17 protein-coding genes are annotated in these 18,355 nt (G+C 65.4%); 5 read left to right on the top strand and 12 right to left on the bottom strand.

Features of this window, described 5'->3' with window-relative positions; genetic code table 11:
* Positions 1–100 precede the first annotated feature (100 nt).
* The 3 genes from GGQ99_RS14960 to GGQ99_RS14970 are packed head-to-tail and all read left to right on the top strand — an operon-like array spanning position 101 to position 5,377.
* Positions 101–1,231 (top strand): efflux RND transporter periplasmic adaptor subunit, encoded by a 1,131-nt coding sequence (locus tag GGQ99_RS14960; RefSeq protein WP_425486808.1) that lies wholly within the window; start codon positions 101–103, stop codon positions 1,229–1,231.
* The gene (locus tag GGQ99_RS14965) at positions 1,228–2,292 is read left to right on the top strand and encodes an efflux RND transporter periplasmic adaptor subunit (RefSeq protein WP_183263139.1); all 1,065 of its coding nucleotides are present in this window, start codon (positions 1,228–1,230) and stop codon (positions 2,290–2,292) included. Before GGQ99_RS14960 ends, GGQ99_RS14965 begins: the two co-directional genes overlap by 4 nt.
* Position 2,293: 1 nt before the next feature.
* On the top strand, positions 2,294–5,377 hold the full coding sequence (locus tag GGQ99_RS14970; RefSeq protein ID WP_183263140.1) for an efflux RND transporter permease subunit: 3,084 nt from the start codon (positions 2,294–2,296) through the stop codon (positions 5,375–5,377).
* 18 nt (positions 5,378–5,395) lie between these two features.
* Here GGQ99_RS14970 and GGQ99_RS14975 read toward each other — a convergent pair whose 3' ends face one another.
* The 11 genes from GGQ99_RS14975 to pcaD form a co-directional block, all read right to left on the bottom strand.
* Complete coding sequence (locus GGQ99_RS14975) at positions 5,396–6,112, bottom strand: ABC transporter ATP-binding protein (RefSeq protein ID WP_183263141.1); 717 nt, start codon at positions 6,110–6,112, stop codon at positions 5,396–5,398.
* Entirely contained in the window at positions 6,093–6,857 is a 765-nt protein-coding gene (locus GGQ99_RS14980) for an ABC transporter ATP-binding protein (protein WP_183263142.1), read from the bottom strand. The genes GGQ99_RS14975 and GGQ99_RS14980 overlap by 20 nt, the downstream gene beginning before the upstream one ends.
* Entirely contained in the window at positions 6,854–7,864 is a 1,011-nt protein-coding gene (locus tag GGQ99_RS14985) for a branched-chain amino acid ABC transporter permease (protein ID WP_183263143.1), read from the bottom strand. Before GGQ99_RS14985 ends, GGQ99_RS14980 begins: the two co-directional genes overlap by 4 nt.
* Positions 7,865–8,728: a branched-chain amino acid ABC transporter permease gene (locus GGQ99_RS14990; RefSeq protein WP_108609594.1), complete on the bottom strand. Its 864-nt coding sequence runs from the start codon at positions 8,726–8,728 to the stop codon at positions 7,865–7,867.
* Positions 8,729–8,791: 63 nt separating this feature from the next.
* Complete coding sequence (locus GGQ99_RS14995) at positions 8,792–9,964, bottom strand: ABC transporter substrate-binding protein (RefSeq protein ID WP_183263144.1); 1,173 nt, start codon at positions 9,962–9,964, stop codon at positions 8,792–8,794.
* Positions 9,965–10,115: 151 nt separating this feature from the next.
* Positions 10,116–11,288, bottom strand: coding sequence for a 4-hydroxybenzoate 3-monooxygenase (pobA, locus tag GGQ99_RS15000; RefSeq protein WP_183263145.1), 1,173 nt, complete (start codon positions 11,286–11,288; stop codon positions 10,116–10,118).
* A gap of 89 nt (positions 11,289–11,377) precedes the next feature.
* Positions 11,378–12,442 (bottom strand): 3-carboxy-cis,cis-muconate cycloisomerase, encoded by a 1,065-nt coding sequence (locus GGQ99_RS15005; protein ID WP_183263146.1) that lies wholly within the window; start codon positions 12,440–12,442, stop codon positions 11,378–11,380.
* Positions 12,443–12,446: 4 nt separating this feature from the next.
* On the bottom strand, positions 12,447–13,061 hold the full coding sequence (gene pcaG / locus GGQ99_RS15010; protein ID WP_108605868.1) for a protocatechuate 3,4-dioxygenase subunit alpha: 615 nt from the start codon (positions 13,059–13,061) through the stop codon (positions 12,447–12,449).
* Entirely contained in the window at positions 13,061–13,816 is a 756-nt protein-coding gene (gene pcaH / locus GGQ99_RS15015) for a protocatechuate 3,4-dioxygenase subunit beta (protein ID WP_183263147.1), read from the bottom strand. Before pcaH ends, pcaG begins: the two co-directional genes overlap by 1 nt.
* On the bottom strand, positions 13,813–14,211 hold the full coding sequence (pcaC, locus tag GGQ99_RS15020; RefSeq protein ID WP_183263148.1) for a 4-carboxymuconolactone decarboxylase: 399 nt from the start codon (positions 14,209–14,211) through the stop codon (positions 13,813–13,815). Before pcaC ends, pcaH begins: the two co-directional genes overlap by 4 nt.
* Positions 14,212–14,218: 7 nt before the next feature.
* Entirely contained in the window at positions 14,219–15,016 is a 798-nt protein-coding gene (pcaD, locus tag GGQ99_RS15025; RefSeq protein WP_183263149.1) for a 3-oxoadipate enol-lactonase, read from the bottom strand.
* A gap of 94 nt (positions 15,017–15,110) precedes the next feature.
* Between pcaD and pcaQ the strand changes: the two genes are divergently transcribed.
* Both pcaQ and GGQ99_RS15035 read left to right on the top strand, forming a co-directional pair.
* On the top strand, positions 15,111–16,028 hold the full coding sequence (gene pcaQ / locus GGQ99_RS15030) for a pca operon transcription factor PcaQ (RefSeq protein WP_108605872.1): 918 nt from the start codon (positions 15,111–15,113) through the stop codon (positions 16,026–16,028).
* Positions 16,029–16,096: 68 nt separating this feature from the next.
* Positions 16,097–16,849: an SDR family NAD(P)-dependent oxidoreductase gene (locus GGQ99_RS15035; RefSeq protein ID WP_115729846.1), complete on the top strand. Its 753-nt coding sequence runs from the start codon at positions 16,097–16,099 to the stop codon at positions 16,847–16,849.
* Positions 16,850–16,953: 104 nt separating this feature from the next.
* On the opposite strand, the gene GGQ99_RS15040 is transcribed toward GGQ99_RS15035, so the two are convergent.
* Positions 16,954–18,324 carry an aspartate aminotransferase family protein gene (locus GGQ99_RS15040; RefSeq protein WP_183263150.1) on the bottom strand — a complete coding sequence of 457 codons (1,371 nt, stop codon included), beginning with the start codon at positions 18,322–18,324 and terminating at the stop codon, positions 16,954–16,956.
* Positions 18,325–18,355 lie beyond the last annotated feature (31 nt).

An 18,355-nucleotide genomic window follows, 5' to 3' on the forward strand; every position in this document is an offset into this window, starting at 1 on the left:
CCGTGATCCAAAACACCCGTCACCGGCCTGACAAGAAATTCGGCTAGCCGTTGCCGGATGGAATTCTCCGTCGTAGCCTGAGGCGAAGCGATTTTGGGGGATGTACATGACTTCCGCGAACCCGAACCCGTCAGGCACTCATGGCAGAACGCCTGCCCGCGCCAATTCGACATCCTCGCTCGCCTTGCTTGCCCTTTGCCTTTCATTGCCGCTGGCCGCCTGCCAGAAGCAGGAGGCGGCCGAACGGCTGCCGGTGGTGGTCCGCGCGATTGAGGTGAAGCTGTCCGACTTCGCCCCGGCGACGTCGCTGACCGGCGTGATTGCCGCCCGCACGCTCAACAGCCTGTCGTTCCAGGTCGGCGGGCGCGTCTCGGAACGCACGGTCGATGTCGGCCAACGCGTCGAGAAGGGCGAGGTGCTGGCCAGGCTCGATCCGCAGGAGCAGCAGTCCGACGTGCGCGCGGCGCAAGCCAGCCTCGATTCTGCTGACGCGCAGCTGCGGCAGGCCTCAGCCGCCTTCGACCGCCAGAAGACCCTGCTGGCCCAGGGCTTCACGACGCGGCGCGAATATGACCTCGCCGAACAGTCCCTGCGCGTGGCGCGAAACGGGGTCGAAGCCGCGCAGAGCCAGCTTGCCAATGCCAAGGACAGGCTGGGCTATACCGAATTGAAGGCCAGTGCGTCCGGCGTGGTGACGGCACGGACGATCGAGGTCGGCCAGGTGGTGCAGGCGGCACAGACGGTGTTCACCGTTGCCGAGGACGGCGACCGCGACGCGGTGTTCAACGTCGACGAGGCCATGGTTGCCCGGACCCCGGTGGCGCCGGTGGTCAGGATATCATTGATCTCCGACCCGAAGATCGAGGCGACAGGCGAAGTGCGCGAGGTCTCGCCCGCCGTCGACCCGGCCTCCGGCTCGATCCGCGTCAAGGTGGCGGTGCCCGACACGCCGGCACAGATGCCGCTCGGCGCGGCGATTACAGGCACGATCACCGCCAAGCCACAACAGGCCATCGTGCTGCCGTGGCAGGCGCTGATGTCGGAGAATGGCCGGCCGGCCGTGTGGACCGTCGACCCCGGCAGCAAGGCGGTGGCGATGGTGCCGATCGAGGTGCTGTCATTCGCTTCCGGCGTCGTGGTCGTGTCGAAGGGACTGGAGGCGGGGCAAACCGTCGTCGCGCAAGGCGGCCAATTGCTGAGCCCCGGCCAGGTGGTGGAGGTGGCACCATGAGATCACTCGCGCCGATCGGCCTGATGGCCGTGCTGGCACTGGCCGGCTGCAGCCAGGAACAGACCCCGCCTCCCGAGGTGATCCGCCCGGTGCTGTCCATCGTCGTCGAACCGCATGCACGGACGGTGCAGGGTTTCGCCGGCACCATCCAGCCGGAATTTTCCGCAGACCTCGCCTTCCGCCTGCTCGGGCGGCTGGTGGCGCGCGACGTCGGCGTCGGCGACCAGGTCGCCAAGGGCACAACGCTCGCGGCCATCGACCCGCTGGCGCTGGAGCTTTCCATGCAGTCGGCACGCGCCGACCTGTCGACCGCCGAGGCGCAGTTCGCCAACGCCTCGGCGAGCGAAGAACGCCAGCGCACCCTGCTCCAGGAATCCAACACCTCGCAGGCAGTCTACGATTCCGCCAAGCAGGCACTTGATTCGGCTGCTGCCAACGTCGAAAGGGCGCGCGCTGCCCTTGCCAAGGCACAGGAACAACTCGGCTATGCCCGGCTGTTCTCCGATTTCGACGGCATCGTCACCGCTACCGGCGCCGAAGTCGGCCAGACCGTTTCGCCCGGACAGATGGTGGTGACCGTGGCGCGCTCCGACGCCCGCGAGGCGGTGGTGGACGTTCCCGACCAGATGGCGAGCGAACTGAAGGAAGGCGTCGAATTCGAAGTGTCGCTGCAATCGGCGCTGTCGCTGCGCACCAAGGCGCATGTCCGCGAGATCGCGCCGCAGGCCGATGCGTCGACACGGACCCGGCGGGTGCGGCTGGCGCTGACCGACCCGCCGACCGCCTTCCGGCTGGGTTCGACGGTGACGGCCGTGCCGGTATTGAAGGCCGACGAGGCGATCGACCTGCCGCTGTCGGCGCTTCTGGAGAAGGATGGCAAGAGTTTCGTCTGGGTCGTCGACCAGGCTGCGTCGACGGTCAGCCTGCAGGATATCGAGGTCAAGGCAAAGGATGGCGCCAGCTTCACCGTGGACGGCTTGACGGCGGGGACGCGGGTGGTGACTGCCGGGGTGAACAGCCTCGCAGAAGGCCAGAAGGTCCGCATTCCAGAGGGGGCGTAGCGTGAAGGGTTTCAATCTTTCCGACTGGGCACTGAGCCACCGCTCGATGGTCTGGTATTTCATGCTGATCTTCACGATCGCCGGGGTGTTCGCCTATCTCAACCTCGGCCGCGAGGAAGACCCGAGCTTCACCATCAAGACCATGCTGATCCAGGCCAACTGGCCGGGCGCCTCGGTCGACGAGACGACCAGGCAGGTGACCGACCGGATCGAGAAGAAGCTCGAGGAGCTGGAAAGCCTCGACTTCAGCCGCAGCGTGACCACCGCCGGCCAGACGATCATCTTCGTCAACCTCAAGCCGACGACCAAGGCGCGCGACGTCGCCCCGACCTGGGTTCAGGTCCGCAACATGGTGGGCGACCTGAGGCCCAACTTCCCGCAAGGGGTGCAGGGGCCGTTCTTCAACGACCGCTTCGGCGACGTGTTCGGCAACGTCTATGCCTTCACATCGGACGGGCTGTCGATGCGCCAGCTGCGCGACCATGTCGAGACGGTGCGCACCCGCATCCTGACCATTCCGAATGCCGGCAAGGTGGAGCTGATCGGCGCCCAGGACGAGGTCATCTATCTCGAATTCTCGACACGCCAGATCGCGGCGCTCGGCCTCAACCAGCAGGCGGTCATCGCCAGCCTGCAATCGCAGAACGCGATTGCGCCGTCGGGCGTCATCCAGGCCGGGTCGGAACGCATTGCGGTGCGCGTCGGCGGCCAGTTCACCTCGGAGGAAAGCCTGAGGGCAATCAACCTCAGGGTCAACGACCGCTTCTTCCGGCTGAGCGACGTCGCCACCATCAGCCGCGGCTATGTCGATCCGCCGACCGCGCTGTTCCGGGTCAATGGCGAGCCGGCGATCGGGCTGGCGATAGGCATGAAGCCCAACGCCAACCTGCTGGAATTCGGCGAAGCGCTGAAGGAGCTGATGCATGAGGTGACGGGCGAACTGCCGATCGGCGTCGGCGTGCACCAGGTTGCCGACCAGCCGGCCATTGTCGAGCATGCCGTCTCCGGCTTCACGCGGGCGCTGTTCGAGGCCGTCGCGATCGTGCTCGCCGTTTCCTTCATCAGCCTGGGCATGCGCGCCGGCTTCGTTGTCGCGCTGTCGATCCCGCTGGTGCTGGCGATCACCTTCCTGGTCATGGCCTATCTGGGCATCTCGCTGCAGCGCATCTCGCTCGGCGCGCTGATCATCGCGCTGGGACTTCTTGTCGACGATGCGATGATTGCGGTGGAGATGATGGTAGCGCGGCTGGAGGTCGGCGACTCGCTGAGGAAAGCGGCGACCTACGTCTACACCTCGACGGCGTTTCCGATGCTGACCGGCACGCTGGTCACCGTCGCCGGTTTCGTGCCGATCGGGCTGAACAGCAGCCAGGCCGGCGAATACACCTACACGCTGTTCGTCGTCATCGCGGTGTCGCTGCTCTTGTCATGGATCGTGGCGGTGCTGTTTGCGCCGCTGCTCGGCGTCACGCTCCTGCCGGCAACGATGAAGAAGCACGACGAGCGGCCGGGCCGCGTTGCCGCTGGCTTCTCCCGCATCCTCAATTGGGCCGTGCGCCGCCACTGGTTCACCATCATCGCCACCGTCGTGCTGTTCGCGTTGTCGGTCGTCGGGCTGACCTTCGTGCAGCAGCAGTTCTTCCCGCCCTCCGACCGGCCCGAACTGATCGTCGACTGGAACCTGCCGCACAACAGCTCGATCGCAGAGACGCGCGCCGAGATCGAGCATTTCGAGGAGATCGCGCTGAAGGGCAACGCCGATATCGACCACTGGAGCTCGTATATCGGCCAGGGCGCGGTGCGCTTCGTGCTGGCCTACGACGTGCAGCCGGCCAATCCCTATTTCGGCCAGACGGTCATCGTCACCAAGGATCTGGAAGCGCGGCATCGGGTGCAGCCGGCGATCGAGAAGATCCTGCGGGAACAGTTCGTCGGCACCGACGCCTTCGTCAAGACGCTGGAACTCGGGCCCCCGGTGGGCCGGCCGGTGCAATATCGCGTCAGCGGTCCCGACGTGCAGACGGTACGGACCCTGTCGCAGCAGCTGGCCGGCATCATCTCCGCCAATCCGAAGATTCAGGCGCCGAGCTTCGACTGGAACGAGCCGTCGCGCGTGCTCAAGGTCGAGGTGCTGCAGGACAAGGCGCGCCAGCTCGGCATCACCTCCGAAGATATCGCCAGCGCGATGAACAGCGTGGTCGGCGGCGTGGCGATCACCCAGGTGCGCGACGCGACCTACCTGATCAACGTGGTGGTGCGGGCCCAGGACGTCGAGCGCGGCTCGATCGAGACGCTGCGCAACCTGCAGATCCCAACCGGCAACGGCGAGGCGATCCCACTCGCGACGGTCGCCGATTTCCGCTACGAACTGGAACAACCGACGATCTGGCGGCGCAGCCGGATGCCCACCATCACCGTCAAGGCCGGCATGGTCGGCGACACCTTGCCCGACACCGTGGTTGCAGAGCTCAAGCCCGCGGTCGAGGCTTTCGCCGCCAAGCTGCCGGCAGGCTACGCGGTAGTGACCGGCGGCTCGGTCGAGGAAAGCGTGAACAGCCAGGGTCCGATCATTGCCGTCGTGCCGCTGATGCTGTTCATTATGGCGACGGTGCTGATGATCCAGCTGCAAAGCTTCCAGCGGTTGTTCCTGGTGGTCGCTGTGGCGCCGCTGGGGCTGATCGGCGTGGTGGCGGCGCTGGTGCCGACCGGACAGCCGCTCGGCTTCGTGGCGCTGCTCGGGGTGCTGGCGCTGGTCGGCATCCTGATCCGCAACTCGGTGATCCTGATCGTGCAGATCGAGGAGCTGATCGCCACAGGCACAGACAAATGGCACGCCGTGATCGAAGCCTCGGAGCACCGCATGCGGCCGATTGCGCTGACCGCTGCCGCAGCCAGTCTGGCGCTGATCCCGATCGCGCGCGAGGTTTTCTGGGCGCCGATGGCCTATGCGATGATGGGCGGCATCCTGGCCGGCACCGCGATCACGCTGCTGTTCCTGCCCGCGCTCTATGTCGCCTGGTTCAGGATCAAGGAGCCGAGCGAGGCGACACCGACGACCGAGGCTGCCGAGGCAGCTGTCGGGTAGCGAGCGTTTTTCGGCGGCTCAGTGCAGGCCGCCAACGCCGAGCAGCTTTTCCACCACTTCGGGCTGGGCGGACAGCTCCGCAGGCGTGCCCGACCAGGCGATGCGGCCGCGCTCGAGGATGATGGCGCGGTCGGCGAAATCAAGCGCGCTCTGAATGCGCTGCTCGACCAGCACGACGGTCATCTCGCCGCCCGAGGCCAGTTGCGAGAACGCCACCATCAGCTCTTCGCAGATGACGGGCGCCAGGCCCTCCAGAGGTTCGTCGAGCAACAGCACGGTCGGCTTGCCGAGGATGGTGCGGGCAGTGGACAACATCTGCTGTTCGCCGCCGGAAAGCTGGGAGCCGAGGTTCCTGCGACGCTCCTTGAGGCGCGGGAACATCTGGTAGGCTTCCTCGATCGCCGAGCGGTCGCGACCCTTGAGCCCGACGAAGAGGTTTTCCTCGACGGTGAGCGAGGGAAAGATGCAGCGCGCCTGCGGCACGTAGCCGAGACCGCTGCGGGCACGCGCCGAGCTTTCCTGGCTACTGAGATCGGTGCCGCCGAGGCGGATCGAACCGCCATAGCGCCTGGTCTGGCCGGCGATGGTGGCGAGCAACGTCGTCTTGCCCATGCCGTTGCGGCCGAGCACGGCAAGCCGCGCCCCCGCCGGCACGGAGAAGGAGACATTCTCCAGCACGCGCGTCGGGCCGTAGCCGGCGCTCAGATCGGCGACTTCAAGCGGCGCTGCGGTCATTGGCGTAGCTTCCGAGATAGGCTTCACGCACACGGGCGTCCCTGGTGACGTCCTGCGGCGAACCGTCGAAGATGATGGCGCCGGCGGCGAGCACGATGACACGCCTGGCGAAGCGAAAAACGAGATCCATGTCGTGCTCGATCATCAGCACGGCGAGGTCGGACGGCAGGCCGGCAAGGGCGGCCTCGATGCGCGGCGTGTCGCTCTGAGGCACGCCGGCGGCCGGCTCATCGAGCAGCAGCACCTTAGGCTTGAGCGCCAGGGCGAGCGCGATCTCGAGCAGGCGCTGCTGGCCATAGGCGATCTCGGCGACCTTGCGGGTGGCGATGTGATCGAGGCCGAGCGTGCGCAGCAGTTCGGCGACCTCGGCCATGACGTCCGCCTTGGCCTGGTAGTGGCCGAAGATCGCGCCGGTGCGGCCGGTGCGCTGCATCACGGCGAGCGCCAGGTGTTCTTCCGGCGTCATGTCGGGAAACAGGCGCGTGACCTGGAACGAGCGGACGAGGCCCTGGCGGACACGCGGCGTCGGCCCCAGTGAGGTGACATCGTTGCCGCCGAGCAGAACCTTGCCGGAATCGGGATCGAGATGGCCGGTGACGAGATTGACGAAGGTGGTCTTGCCGGCGCCGTTGGGGCCGATCAGGGCCACGCGGTCGCCGGGGTTCATGGTGATCGACACGTCCTGCGTGACGGCCAGTCCGCCGAACGCCTTGTTGAGGTTCTGGACCTGGAAGACCGGGCTCATTTGCCGTTCCCCCTGAAGCGATCGGCAAGCGTGAGCGCCGTGCCATAGAGCCCACGCGGCGCGAACAGCACCACGGCGATCAGAAGCGCACCGACGATGGTGAGCCAGTGGAACGGATTGGCCGCCGAGACGAAATCCTCGAACCACATGAAGCTGACAGTGCCGATCAGCGCGCCATAGAGCGAGCCGGTGCCGCCAAGCACGAGCATCACCAGCGCTTCGGCGGAGAGCGTGAAGCTGAGCGAGTCGAGGCCGACGACCTGGGTGGAGATGGCGTTGAGCGCGCCGCCTGTGCCCGCCACCGCGCCCGAGATGACATACATCTTGAGCAGCGTGCCCTGGACCGATGCGCCCATGGCGCGGATGCGGATCGGGTCTTCCTTGATGCCGCGGCAAAGCATGCCGAAGGGCGAACGGGTGATCAGCCGCAGCACGATGAAGGCGATGACCACCAGCGCGACGGCGAAGCCGTAGGCCGTGCGGCCCCAGAGGTCGAAGGCGAAGATACCGAAGATCGGGTCGGGCGAAATGCCCGACAGGCCGTCGCTACCACCGGTATACACGGAGGCCTTGTTGGCAGCCTCGTGGAACAGGTGGACGACGGCGATCGACAGTACCAGTTGCGCCAGCCCATGACCGCGCAGGATGACCGCGCCTGAGACGATGCCGGCAACAGCGCCACCAATGGCACCAACCACGACCATCAGCAGCGGATCGGTGATGCCGAAATGCACCGCGGCGATGCCCGAGGCATAGGCACCAGCGCCGAAGAGTGCGGCATGGCCGAGCGTGGCGACACCGCAGAAACCGGTGACGAGATCGATCGACAGCACCAGCAGTGCAACACCCAGGATACGCGTCAGCAGCGCCAGATTGTTGGGGAACAGGAAGTAGCCGATGGCGGCCACGGCCAGGATGACTGCGAGGCCGAGGAGATCGCGCTTGAGCCAGTTCGGGCGAGCGGCGGCCTCAGGCTTGGCGGCGGAGGTGGTTTCGATGGCAGCCATCTAGCTTCTCCTGCCCAAAAGGCCGCGCGGGAAGACGCAGACGATGGCGATGACGGCGAGGTAGAAGAAGAACTCGCCATATTCCGGCAGGAGATAGCGGCCGGTGGTGTCGATGGCGCCGAGCAGCAGGCAGGCAAGCAGCGCGCCGGGAATGGAGCCCGCACCACCGACAGACACGACGACGAGGAAGGTCACCATGTAGCGCAGCGCGTAATAGGGCTCGATCGGAAGTAGCTCGGCGCCGACAATGCCACCGAAGGCGGCGAGGCCGACGGCAACCGCGAAGCTGACGGCATAGACGATCCGTGTACGCACGCCCAGCGATGCAGCCATGGCGGCATTGTCGACCGAGGCGCGCAGCTTGACGCCGAAGGACGTCCTTTCGATCAGGTACCAGAGCGCGCCGGCAACGGCGACGCCGCAGGCGATGGCGAACAGCTTGTGAGCGGCAATCGAGCGGAAGCCGAGATCGACCGGACCGCGCAGCGTCTCGGGCAAAGGAATGGTCTTCAGCGTCGGGCCGAAGACGTAGTTGGCGATGCCGATGACGCAGAAGGTGATGCCGATGGTCATCAGCACCTGGGTAAGCTCGGGCGCGCCATAGATGCGGCGGTAGAGGAACCGCTCGACCGGGATGGCGATGATAATGGTGCCGACCACCGCGGCGAGGATGGCGACGCCGTAGCCGAAGCCGAGCGTCTGGGTGGCGTAAGAAGCGATGTAGCCGCCGATCATGGCGAATGCGCCATGGGCGAGGTTGACCACGCGCATCAGGCCCATGGTCACCGAAAGTCCTATCGAGATGACGAACAGCACCATGCCATAGGCAAGGGCGTCGATCCCAACGCTGAGAACGGTTTGCATCGATTGATCCAGCAGCGGCCCGGACGCGTCAGGCATCCGGGCCCTGTCGTTGGCGTAACGCTGTTACTTCAGAGCCGCAAGGCCGGGGTCGCCCTGCTTTTCGAAGGTCGCGATTTCCTTGTTGTAGAAGGTGCCGTCCTCGGCCTTGGCGACCTCGCGCAGATAGATGTTCTGCGTCATGTGACGGCTGTCGGGATCGATGGAGACCGGTCCGCGCGGGCTTTCCCAGGCAAGGCCCTTGACGGCGTCGACCGCCTTCTGGGCGTCCTGCTCGCCGCCGGTGGCCTCGATCATCTTGTAGATGACGTGCATGCCGTCATAGGCACCGACCGAGGGGAAGGACAGTTCGGCCGGATTGCCGATAGCCTTGTGCGCGGCCTCGACGAACTTCTTGTTCTCGGCCGAGTCATGCGAGACGGCGTAGTGGAAGGTGGTGAGCAATCCGGATGCGGCTTCGCCGAGCGCCGGCAGATCGGACTCCTGCGTCAGGTCGCCGGGTGCGAGGAACTGCACGCCTGCCTTGGCAAGGCCGTTGTCATTGTAGGCCTTGACGAAGCCGAGCGTGGTCGGGCCCGACGGCAGGAAGGCGAAGACCGCATCGGCGCCGGAATCCTTGACGCGCTGCATGATCGGGCTGAAGTCGTTGGTCGACAGCGGCATGCGGACGGAATCGACAACCTCGCCGCCTTCAGCGGTGAAGGTGGTCTTGAAGGCGTTCTCGGAATCGACACCCGGGCCGTAGTCGGAGACCACGGTGATGACCTTCTTGACGCCTCGCTCCTTGGCGACCTTGGCCATCGGCGCCGAGGTCTGCCAGGTGGTGAAGGAGGTGCGCACGACCAGCGGGCTCTTGGTGACGATCGCCGAGGTGGCGGCGTTCATGACGACCAGCGGCACGTTGGCCTGCTCGAGCAGCGGGGTGACCGCCATCGCGTCAGGGGTGAAATAGAAGCCTGCGAGATACTGCACACCTTCCTTGACGACCAGTTCCTGGGCCAGCGCCTTGGACTGGGCCGGGTCGGCAGCCGGCAGGTCGCGGTAGACGATCTCGATGTCGTCGTCGCCGACCTTGGCGCCGTTGAGCGCGATCCAGGCGTCGATGCCGGCCTTGAAGTTCTTGCCCTGGATGGCGAACGGGCCGGAGAACGGACCGACGACGCCGACCTTGATGGTGTCGGCGAAGGCGGTGCCGGAAAGCGCAAGTACCGCCAGGGCGGCCAAAACAGACTTCTTCAATTTTTCCTCCATCTGGACGAGCCGGCACTGTCGCGCGCGCCGGTCTCGGTATGTCCGTAGCCAAGTGTCATGTTCGAAACGGTAATGTAAAATGAAAAGAATCGCGCAATCCATAACCTGAAAGATATGTGACTGGCGCGATTCCCTTGGATCAATAAGGCAGCCCGACATAGTTTTCGGCGAGCGAGGCGGATGCCGCCTGCGAGTGGACGAGATAGTCGAGTTCGGCCTCCTGGATGCGCTGGCCGAAGTCGTCGGTGTCGGGGAAACGGTGCAGCATGGTGGTCATCCACCAGGAGAACCGCACCGCCTTCCAGACGCGCGACAGGGCGCGGGCCGAATAGGCGTCGATGCCTGCCTGCGACCTGTCCTGATAGAATTCGCGCAGGCCCCAGTACAGGTAACGCACGTCGCTGGCGGCGAGGTTGAGACCCTTGGCGCCGGTGGGCGGCACGATGTGGGCGGCGTCGCCAACGAGGAACATACGGCCGAAGCGCATCGGCTCGGCGACGAAGGAGCGCAGCGGCGCGATCGACTTCTCGAAGGACGGGCCGGTGACGACGCGCGCCGCAGCCTCGGGTGGCAGGCGCCGGCGCAGCTCGTCCCAGAAGCGCTCGTCGCTCCAGTCCTCGACGTGATCATCGAGCGGGCACTGGACATAGTAGCGGCTGCGGTGGGTCGAGCGCATCGAACAGAGCGCAAAGCCCCTGGGATGGTTGGCGTAGATCAGCTCGTGGTCGGCCGGCGGCACCTCGGCCAGGATGCCGAGCCAGCCGAACGGGTATGCACGCTCATAGGTCCTGATGGCGCCTTCGGGCACCGATTTGCGGCTGATGCCATGGAAGCCGTCGCAGCCGGCGATGAAATCGCAATCGATGCGGTGGGTAGCGCCATCTTTCTCGTAAGTGACGAAGGGCGTGTCGCTGTCGAACCCCTGCGGCAGCACGTTCTTGGCATCGTATATCGCGGCCAGTCCCGCCGCCTCGCGCTTGTCCATCAGGTCGTGCGTCACCTCGGTCTGGCCGTAGACCGTGACGCGCTTGCCGCCGGTGAGTTGGGCAAGGTCGATGCGATGCAGCCGGTTGTCGAAGGCGAGCGAGATACCCTCATGCGGCAGGCCTTCGGCATGCATGCGCGCGCCGGCGCCAGCTTCGTCGAGTAGGTCGACCATGCCCTGTTCCAGCACGCCGGCACGGACGCGACCGAGCACATAGTCGCGATCGACGCGCTCGAGGATGACGTTGTCGATGCCGCTATTGGCGAGCAGTTGCCCGAGCAGGAGCCCGGACGGGCCGGAACCGATGATGACCACCTGAGTACGCATCTTTTTTCCTTCTACCCGCACCGCCTGCCATCGAGCTGCGGGCCTTCGGCACGCCAAGTGTCAGGCGTTTTGTTGACGGGTGCCGCGGGCTAGTTGCCCGGCCGCGCACCTATGCTTTCGATCTGGCCGGCGAGTGCCGCCGCCTGCCTGAGCGCCGCCGCCGCCGACACGGCCATCTGCGGCAGGAGCAGCCATTCCAGCGTCCAAGCCGATCCCGAGCGTTCCTGCTCATGCACCAAAGCGTGGTGCATGCCCGACAGTTGCGTGGCGTTGAAACGGGCCAGCGTCACCAGCACCTCGGCCGCCACCGGGTTCTGCTTGTGCGGCATCGCCGAGGAGCCACCGCCGCCGGCGAGCGCAATCTCTGAGCCGTCCTGCGCCATCAGGGCAACGTCCTGGCCGAACTTGCCAAGGCTGCCGGTGATGAGCGACAGCAGGCCCGCGAAATCGGCCAACCGGTCGCGCTGGCTGTGCCATTGCGGAGCGTCGTGGAGGCCCAGCTTTTCGGCCAGCGATTTCCGCACGGCGAGCGCCTTGTCGCCAAGCTTTTCCAGCGTACCGGCGGCACCGCCGAACTGGACGACGAGAAGTTCATGGCGGATCGCAGCCAGCCGCGCGCGGTTGCGTTCGACCGGTTCGCGCCAGGCGCGGACACGGTCGGCGACGGTGATTTCGATCGCCGCCTGCATGCGCGTGCGGCCCATCAGCGGACGGGCACCAAATCTCTTCTCCACCGCCGCCAGCTTTGCGGCCGCCTCGGCGAGCAGCGCATCGAGGCGCTCGACAACCGGCTTGAGACGGAGCACCAGCGCCGTGTCGACGACATCCTGGCTGGTGGCGCCGAAATGGACCTTGTCGCCATGCGGCGCGCCAACTGCCGAACGCAACTGGCGTACCAGTTCGGGCACGACCACGCCATCGCGGGCGACGGCATTCCTGAGAGCCGCAACGTCGGGCTCGAACGAGGCGAGTGCGGCGACAATCGCATCGGCTGCCTCGCGGCCGATCACGCCCTCGCCTGCCTCGGCCTCGGCCAGTGCGCGCTCGAAGGCAAGCATGGCGGCCAGTTCCGCGTCGGCGGAGAACTGGCGCGCAGTCTCCTCGTCACCGAGAAGGCCGGACAGCAAAGGGTGATCGAAGGGAGACACGGTCATGTGCTCAGACGTCGAAGAACACGGTTTCGTTGTCACCCTGCAGGTGGATGTCGAAGACATAGACATCGTCCTGGCGCGAGGCGATCAGCGTCGGCACACGCGAGCGATGCTCGATGCGGGCCAGCACCGGGTCCTCGGCATTGGCCTGTTCTTCGTCGGCAAAATACATCCGTGTCTGCAGGCCGAGATTGATGCCGCGGGCAACGATCCAGAAGGTGATGTGCGGGGCCATGAGCAGGCCGGGCTTGTAGGGCACGCGGCCCGGCTTGATAGTCTCGAACAGGCATTCGCCCGAGACCATGTCGGTCGGCATGCGGCCCCAGCCGGTGAAATTGGGATCGGCGGCGCCGCGAATTTCGGTCGGAGAGTTGTAGAGGCCGGCGGCATCGGCCTGCCAGATCTCGATCAGCGCATCCTTGAGGGGCGTGCCGGTGCCGTCGAGCACGCGGGCGCGCACGGTGATGCGCTCGCCCTTGGTCTTGTCGTTGACCATTTCCGTGCCTAGGTCCTTTTCGAAGACGCCGGCGATGCCGCAGAAATTGGGGGTGAGCCCGATATGGACATAGGGCCCGGCGGTCTGCGAGGGGCTTTCCCTAAGCCGGTTCAGCGACTGGACCATCAGTTGCCCTCCAGACGGTTTTCGAACACCGACGAGCGGCGGCCGCGCAGCACGATGTCGAACTTGTAGGCGCGCGCATCCATCGGGATGGTCGACTGCATGTCGAGTGCCGCGATGAGAGTCTCGACGGCTGCCCTATCGGGGATGGTCCTGACGATCGGGCAGAGCCAGATCAGCGGGTCGCCCTCGAAATACATCTGGGTGATCAGCCGCTGGGCGAAGCCATGGCCGAAGACCGAGAAGTGGATGTGGGCGGGGCGCCAGTCGTTGACGCCGTTCGGCCAGGGATAGGGGCCGGGCTTGATCGTACGAAAGGCGTAGGAACCGTCTTCGCCGGTGATGGTGCGGCCGCAGCCGCCGAAATTGGGGTCGAGGGCGGCGATGTAGCCCTCCTTCTTGTGGCGGTAGCGCCCGCCGGCATTAGCCTGCCAGAACTCGAGCAGTGCGCCCGGCACGCCCTTGCCGCGCTCGTCGAGCACGCGGCCATAGACGATGATGCGCTCGCCGATGGCGCTCTCGCCCGGCTGGGCGAAATTGTGGATCAGGTCGTTGTCGAGCTCGCCCAGCATGCCGTGGCCGAAGACCGGGCCGGTGATCTCGGAAATGGTGGTGTCGAGCGACAGCAGCGCCTTCTGCGGAGAACGCAGGACCGAGGTCTTGTAGCCAGGCGTGTAGGCCGGCGGATGCCAGGAGCGGTCGCGCTGGAAGAAGGCGCCGATCTCGGGCTGGCGGTTCGGCTTGGGGTCAATGCTCATCGGCCCGCATCCATTTCGGCAAAGACCTGCTTGGCGATCTTGATGGCGCGGTTGGCCGCCGGCACGCCGGCATAGATCGCGACATGGAGGAAGGTTTCGCAGATGTCCTCGCGCGATGCCCCGGTGTTGGCGGTGGCGCGCACATGCATCGCCACCTCCTCGTCATGTCCCAGGGCTGCGAGCAATGCCAGCGTCACCATCGAGCGCTCGCGCTTGCTCCAGGTCGGGCGCGCCCAGACCGTGCCCCAGGCGGCTTCGGTGATCAGTTCCTGGAACGGCCGGTCGAAATCGGTCGAGGCCGTTTCGGCGCGGTCGACATGGGCATCGCCGAGTACCGAGCGTCGGACGGCGAGACCCTGGCGATACCTGGTCGAGGCTGGCGCCGATGCGTTCATTGTCAAATCACTCCAGTGGAAGGCGGGCGATGAAGCGCCTGATGAGGGCGACGAGTTCGTCCGGCTTTTCGACGCAAGGGATATGGCCGGCGCCGTCGATGATCTTGAAGCGCGAGCCGGGAATGAGATCAGCCATCGAGCGCACCAGTGCAGGCGGCGTCGAGCCGTCCTGGTCGCCGACGACGCAAAGCGTGGGCACGGCAATCGCCTTTGCCGCCTCGGTGTAGTCGGCGTCGCGCAGGGCGGCACAGGTGCCGGTGTAGCCGGCGAGCGGCTGGCGCGACAGCATGTTGCGGTAGCCAACGAGGTCAGGCTGGCGCTGCTCATGAAACTCGGGCGTGAACCACAGCTTCATCACGCCATCGGCGATCGAGGCGATGCCGTCCTTTTCGACGGCGGCGATGCGCGTGTTCCAGCTGTCGTTGGTGCCGATCTTGTGGGCGGTGTCGCAGAGGACGAGCGCACGGACGAGATCGGGGCGCCTGGCATAGAGGCCCTGCGCGATCAGCCCGCCGACCGACAGGCCACAAACGATGGCGTTCTTGACGTTGAGATGATCGAGCAGGCCGGCAAGATCAACGACATGGTCGTCCATCGAATAAGGAGCTGTCCCCGTGTCCGAAAGACCATGGCCGCGCTTGTCGTAGGTGACGATGGGAAAGTCGCCGGCAAGCCGGACGATAACGTCGCGCCAGATGCGGAAATCGGTGCCCAGCGAATTGGCAAATACCAGGACCGGCTTGTCCGCGGGCCCGCCGATGAGCTGGTGGTGCAGCGTGACGCCGCCGATGTCTGTGAATTGCACTCGATTTCTCCTCTAGAAGACAGTGGATGAGATGTTTGGTTTGGTAAAATGATATTTTGTGGCCTTCTCTTAACTCCTGGGTTATGAAAAGCCCATGATCGAAAGCCGTGTCAGGTTCCGCCACCTCCAGACATTCCTAGAAGTCGCGCGCCAGAAAAGCGTGGTCAAGGCGGCCGGGCTGCTGAACGTCAGCCAACCGGCGGTGACCAAGACGATCCGCGAACTGGAGGAAGCGCTCGGCGTCAGCGTGTTCGAGCGCGACGGCCGCGGCATCAAGATCACGCGCTCGGGCGAAGTGTTCATGCAGCATGCCGGCATGGCGATCACCGCGCTGCGCCAGGGCATCGATTCGGTCGCCAATGCACGGGCAGAGGGCGGGCCGCCGATCCGCATCGGCGCGCTGCCGACCGTTTCGGCGCACATCATGCCGCGGGCGATGAGCCTTTTCCTCGGCGAGGACACGGGCGCCACGATCAAGATCGTGACCGGCGAGAACGCGGTGCTGCTGGAGCAGCTCAGGCTCGGCGAGCTCGACCTCGTGGTCGGCCGCCTGGCCGCGCCCGAGAAGATGACCGGCTTCTTCTTCGAGCACCTCTATTCCGAGCAGGTGGTATTCGTGGTGCGCGCCGGCCATCCGCTGCTCAAGGGCGACACCGACGTGTTCGAGCGGTTGGGCGAGTTCCCGCTGCTGATGCCGACGCGCGGCTCGATCATCCGGCCCTTCGTCGAGCGCTTCTTCATCACCAATGGCGTCGCCTCGATCCCGACCGAGATCGAGACCGTGTCGGACTCGTTCGGCCGCGCCTTCGTGCGCCAGAGCGATGCCGTTTGGATCATCTCGCATGGCGTGGTCAGCGACGAGATCAAGGCCGGTACGCTGAAGATGCTGCCGGTGGACACCACGGAGACACGCGGCCCGGTGGGGCTGACCATGCGCACCGACACGCAGCCTTCGGCGGCATTTTCGATCCTGCTCAAGACGATCCGCGAAGCCGCCGCCGAGCGCGGCTGAGAGCCGCGCCCCCTCGCAATGGCGAGATGCATTCGCTACATACGCTGTAAGCTTGAAATGAGGATGCGATGGCCGAGAAGACCGAAGGGCGAAAGACGATCGTTTTGACCGGAGCCAGCCGCGGCATCGGCCATGCGACTGTGAAGCGCTTCTCGCGCGAAGGCTGGCGCGTCATCACCTGCTCGCGCCAGGCGTTTTCCGACGACTGCCCATGGCCCGCCGGTCCGGACGACCACATCAAGGTCGACCTTGCCGACCAGGGCGACGTCGGCAGCGCCGTTTCGGAAATCCGCCAACGGCTGGAAAAGGAAGGCGGCCTGCTGCACGCGCTGGTCAACAATGCCGGCATCTCGCCCAAGCACAAGGGTGGCGGCCGCATGAACTCGATCGATACGCCAATGCATGTCTGGCGCGACGTGTTCCAGGTCAATTTCCTGGCGCCGATCATGCTGGCGCGCGGCCTGTTCAAGGAACTGGCCGCTGCCAAGGGTTCGGTGGTCAACGTGACCTCGATCGCCGGAACACGCGTCCACCCCTTTGCCGGCACCGCCTATGCAACATCGAAGGCGGCCCTCGGCGCGCTGACGCGCGAAATGGCCGCCGACTTCGGCCCGCACGGCATCCGCGTCAATGCGATCGCGCCCGGCGAAATCGACACTGCGATCCTGTCGCCGGGCACGGAGAAGATCGTCGAGACGATCCCGATGCGGCGCCTCGGCCTGACATCGGAAGTCGCCGACATCATCTACTTCCTGTGCTCGGGCCAGGCATCCTACGTCACCGGCTCCGAGATCCACATCAACGGCGGCCAGCACGTGTGAAGCGATTCGTCCTTCTCCCCTTGTGGGAGAAGGGAAGGCGCCATCGCCAAACGAAAAAGCCCGCCATTTGGCGGGCTTTTTTCTGATGGCAGAGGTACCGTCGGTCAGGCCTTGACCTGTTTCGCCGCCTCGTCGAGCGACTTTTCGACCGCGTCGAAGATGTCGTCGACCTGCTTGTCGTTGATGATCAGCGGCGGGCAGAAGGCCAGCGCGTCGCCCATGTTGCGGGAGATGACGCCGTTCTGCTGCAAAATGCCGTTGACCAGGCCGCCGAGCGCGCCGGCAGCGCCCCAGGGAGCCTTGGTCGCCTTGTCGGCAACGAGTTCCATGGCGCCAATGAGGGCGATGCCGCGCACCTCGCCGACGAGGTCGTGCGAGGCTATGCGTGCCAGGCGCTTCTGCATGTGGGCGCCGACCTCGCGGGCGTTGGCGACAAGATTGCGCTCCTCGATGATGGCGATGTTTTCGAGTGCCACGGCTGCCGCCACCGGGTGGCCGCCGGCGGTGAAGCCGTGGCCAAAGGTGCCGATGCGGTTGCTCTCGTCGGCCAGCGGCTCGAACACCTTGTCGTTGATCAGCATCGCCGAGATCGGCAGGTAAGACGACGAGATCTGCTTGGACATGACCATGATGTCCGGCTTCATCGCATAAGTCTCGGTGCCGAACATGTTGCCCGTACGGCCGAAGCCGCAGATGACCTCGTCGGCAACGAGCAGGATGTCGTATTTCTGCAGAACGGCCTGGATCTTCTCCCAGTAGCCGGCCGGCGGCACGACGACGCCGCCAGCACCCATGACCGGCTCGCCGAAGAAGGCAGCGATGGTCTCGGGGCCTTCGGCGAGGATCAGCTTTTCGAGATCATCGGCCAGGCGCGTCGAGAACTGCTGTTCGGTTTCGCCGGGCAGCGCTTCGCGCCAGTGGTGCGGCGAGGAGGTATGCAGCACATTGGCGATCGGCAGGTCGAAGGACAGGTGGTTGTTGAGCAGGCCGGTGAGGCTGGCCGAGGCGATGGTGACGCCATGATAGGCACGCTTGCGGCTAATGATCTTCTTGCGCTGGGGCTGGCCGAGCGCATTCGAGCGGAACCAGATCATCTTCATGGCCGTGTCATTGGCCTCGGATCCGGAATTGGTGAAGAACGCCTTGCTCATCGGCACCGGCGCCATATTGACCAGCTTCTCTGAGAGGTCGACCAGCGGCGAATGCCCCTTGTGGGTGAAGTTGTGGTAGAAGGGCAGCTTGGACATCTGCCTGGTTGCGGCATCGACCAGACGCTGCTCGGAGAAGCCGACGCCGACACTCCACAGGCCGGACATCGCTTCGATATAGCGCTTGCCCGAGATGTCCTCGACATAAATGCCGTCACCCTTTTCGATGATCAGCGGACCGACTTCCTGATGCCGGCGGGCATTGGTGTAGGCGTGCATGTGGTATTTCTTGTCGCGCGCCTCGGGCGAATTGGGCTGGGTGTCCATGACGGTTCCTTTGTTCGGTCCTGAGCCGCAC

This window comes from Aminobacter niigataensis (assembly GCF_014200015.1).
In the GTDB taxonomy this organism is placed as follows: domain Bacteria; phylum Pseudomonadota; class Alphaproteobacteria; order Rhizobiales; family Rhizobiaceae; genus Aminobacter; species Aminobacter niigataensis.

What these genes read in the sequence shown, in the direction of transcription:
- GGQ99_RS14960 (WP_425486808.1), top strand. Translation starts at nt 101, where the DNA reads ATGTACATGACTTCCGCGAACCCGAACCCGTCAGGCACTCATGGCAGA.
- GGQ99_RS14965 (WP_183263139.1), top strand. Translation starts at nt 1,228, where the DNA reads ATGAGATCACTCGCGCCGATCGGCCTGATGGCCGTGCTGGCACTGGCC.
- GGQ99_RS14975 (WP_183263141.1), bottom strand. Translation starts at nt 6,112, where the DNA reads ATGACCGCAGCGCCGCTTGAAGTCGCCGATCTGAGCGCCGGCTACGGC.
- GGQ99_RS14980 (WP_183263142.1), bottom strand. Translation starts at nt 6,857, where the DNA reads ATGAGCCCGGTCTTCCAGGTCCAGAACCTCAACAAGGCGTTCGGCGGA.
- GGQ99_RS14985 (WP_183263143.1), bottom strand. Translation starts at nt 7,864, where the DNA reads ATGGCTGCCATCGAAACCACCTCCGCCGCCAAGCCTGAGGCCGCCGCT.
- GGQ99_RS14990 (WP_108609594.1), bottom strand. Translation starts at nt 8,728, where the DNA reads ATGCAAACCGTTCTCAGCGTTGGGATCGACGCCCTTGCCTATGGCATG.
- pobA (WP_183263145.1), bottom strand. Translation starts at nt 11,288, where the DNA reads ATGCGTACTCAGGTGGTCATCATCGGTTCCGGCCCGTCCGGGCTCCTG.
- GGQ99_RS15005 (WP_183263146.1), bottom strand. Translation starts at nt 12,442, where the DNA reads ATGACCGTGTCTCCCTTCGATCACCCTTTGCTGTCCGGCCTTCTCGGT.
- pcaG (WP_108605868.1), bottom strand. Translation starts at nt 13,061, where the DNA reads ATGGTCCAGTCGCTGAACCGGCTTAGGGAAAGCCCCTCGCAGACCGCC.
- pcaH (WP_183263147.1), bottom strand. Translation starts at nt 13,816, where the DNA reads ATGAGCATTGACCCCAAGCCGAACCGCCAGCCCGAGATCGGCGCCTTC.
- pcaC (WP_183263148.1), bottom strand. Translation starts at nt 14,211, where the DNA reads ATGAACGCATCGGCGCCAGCCTCGACCAGGTATCGCCAGGGTCTCGCC.
- pcaQ (WP_108605872.1), top strand. Translation starts at nt 15,111, where the DNA reads ATGATCGAAAGCCGTGTCAGGTTCCGCCACCTCCAGACATTCCTAGAA.
- GGQ99_RS15035 (WP_115729846.1), top strand. Translation starts at nt 16,097, where the DNA reads ATGGCCGAGAAGACCGAAGGGCGAAAGACGATCGTTTTGACCGGAGCC.
- GGQ99_RS15040 (WP_183263150.1), bottom strand. Translation starts at nt 18,324, where the DNA reads ATGGACACCCAGCCCAATTCGCCCGAGGCGCGCGACAAGAAATACCAC.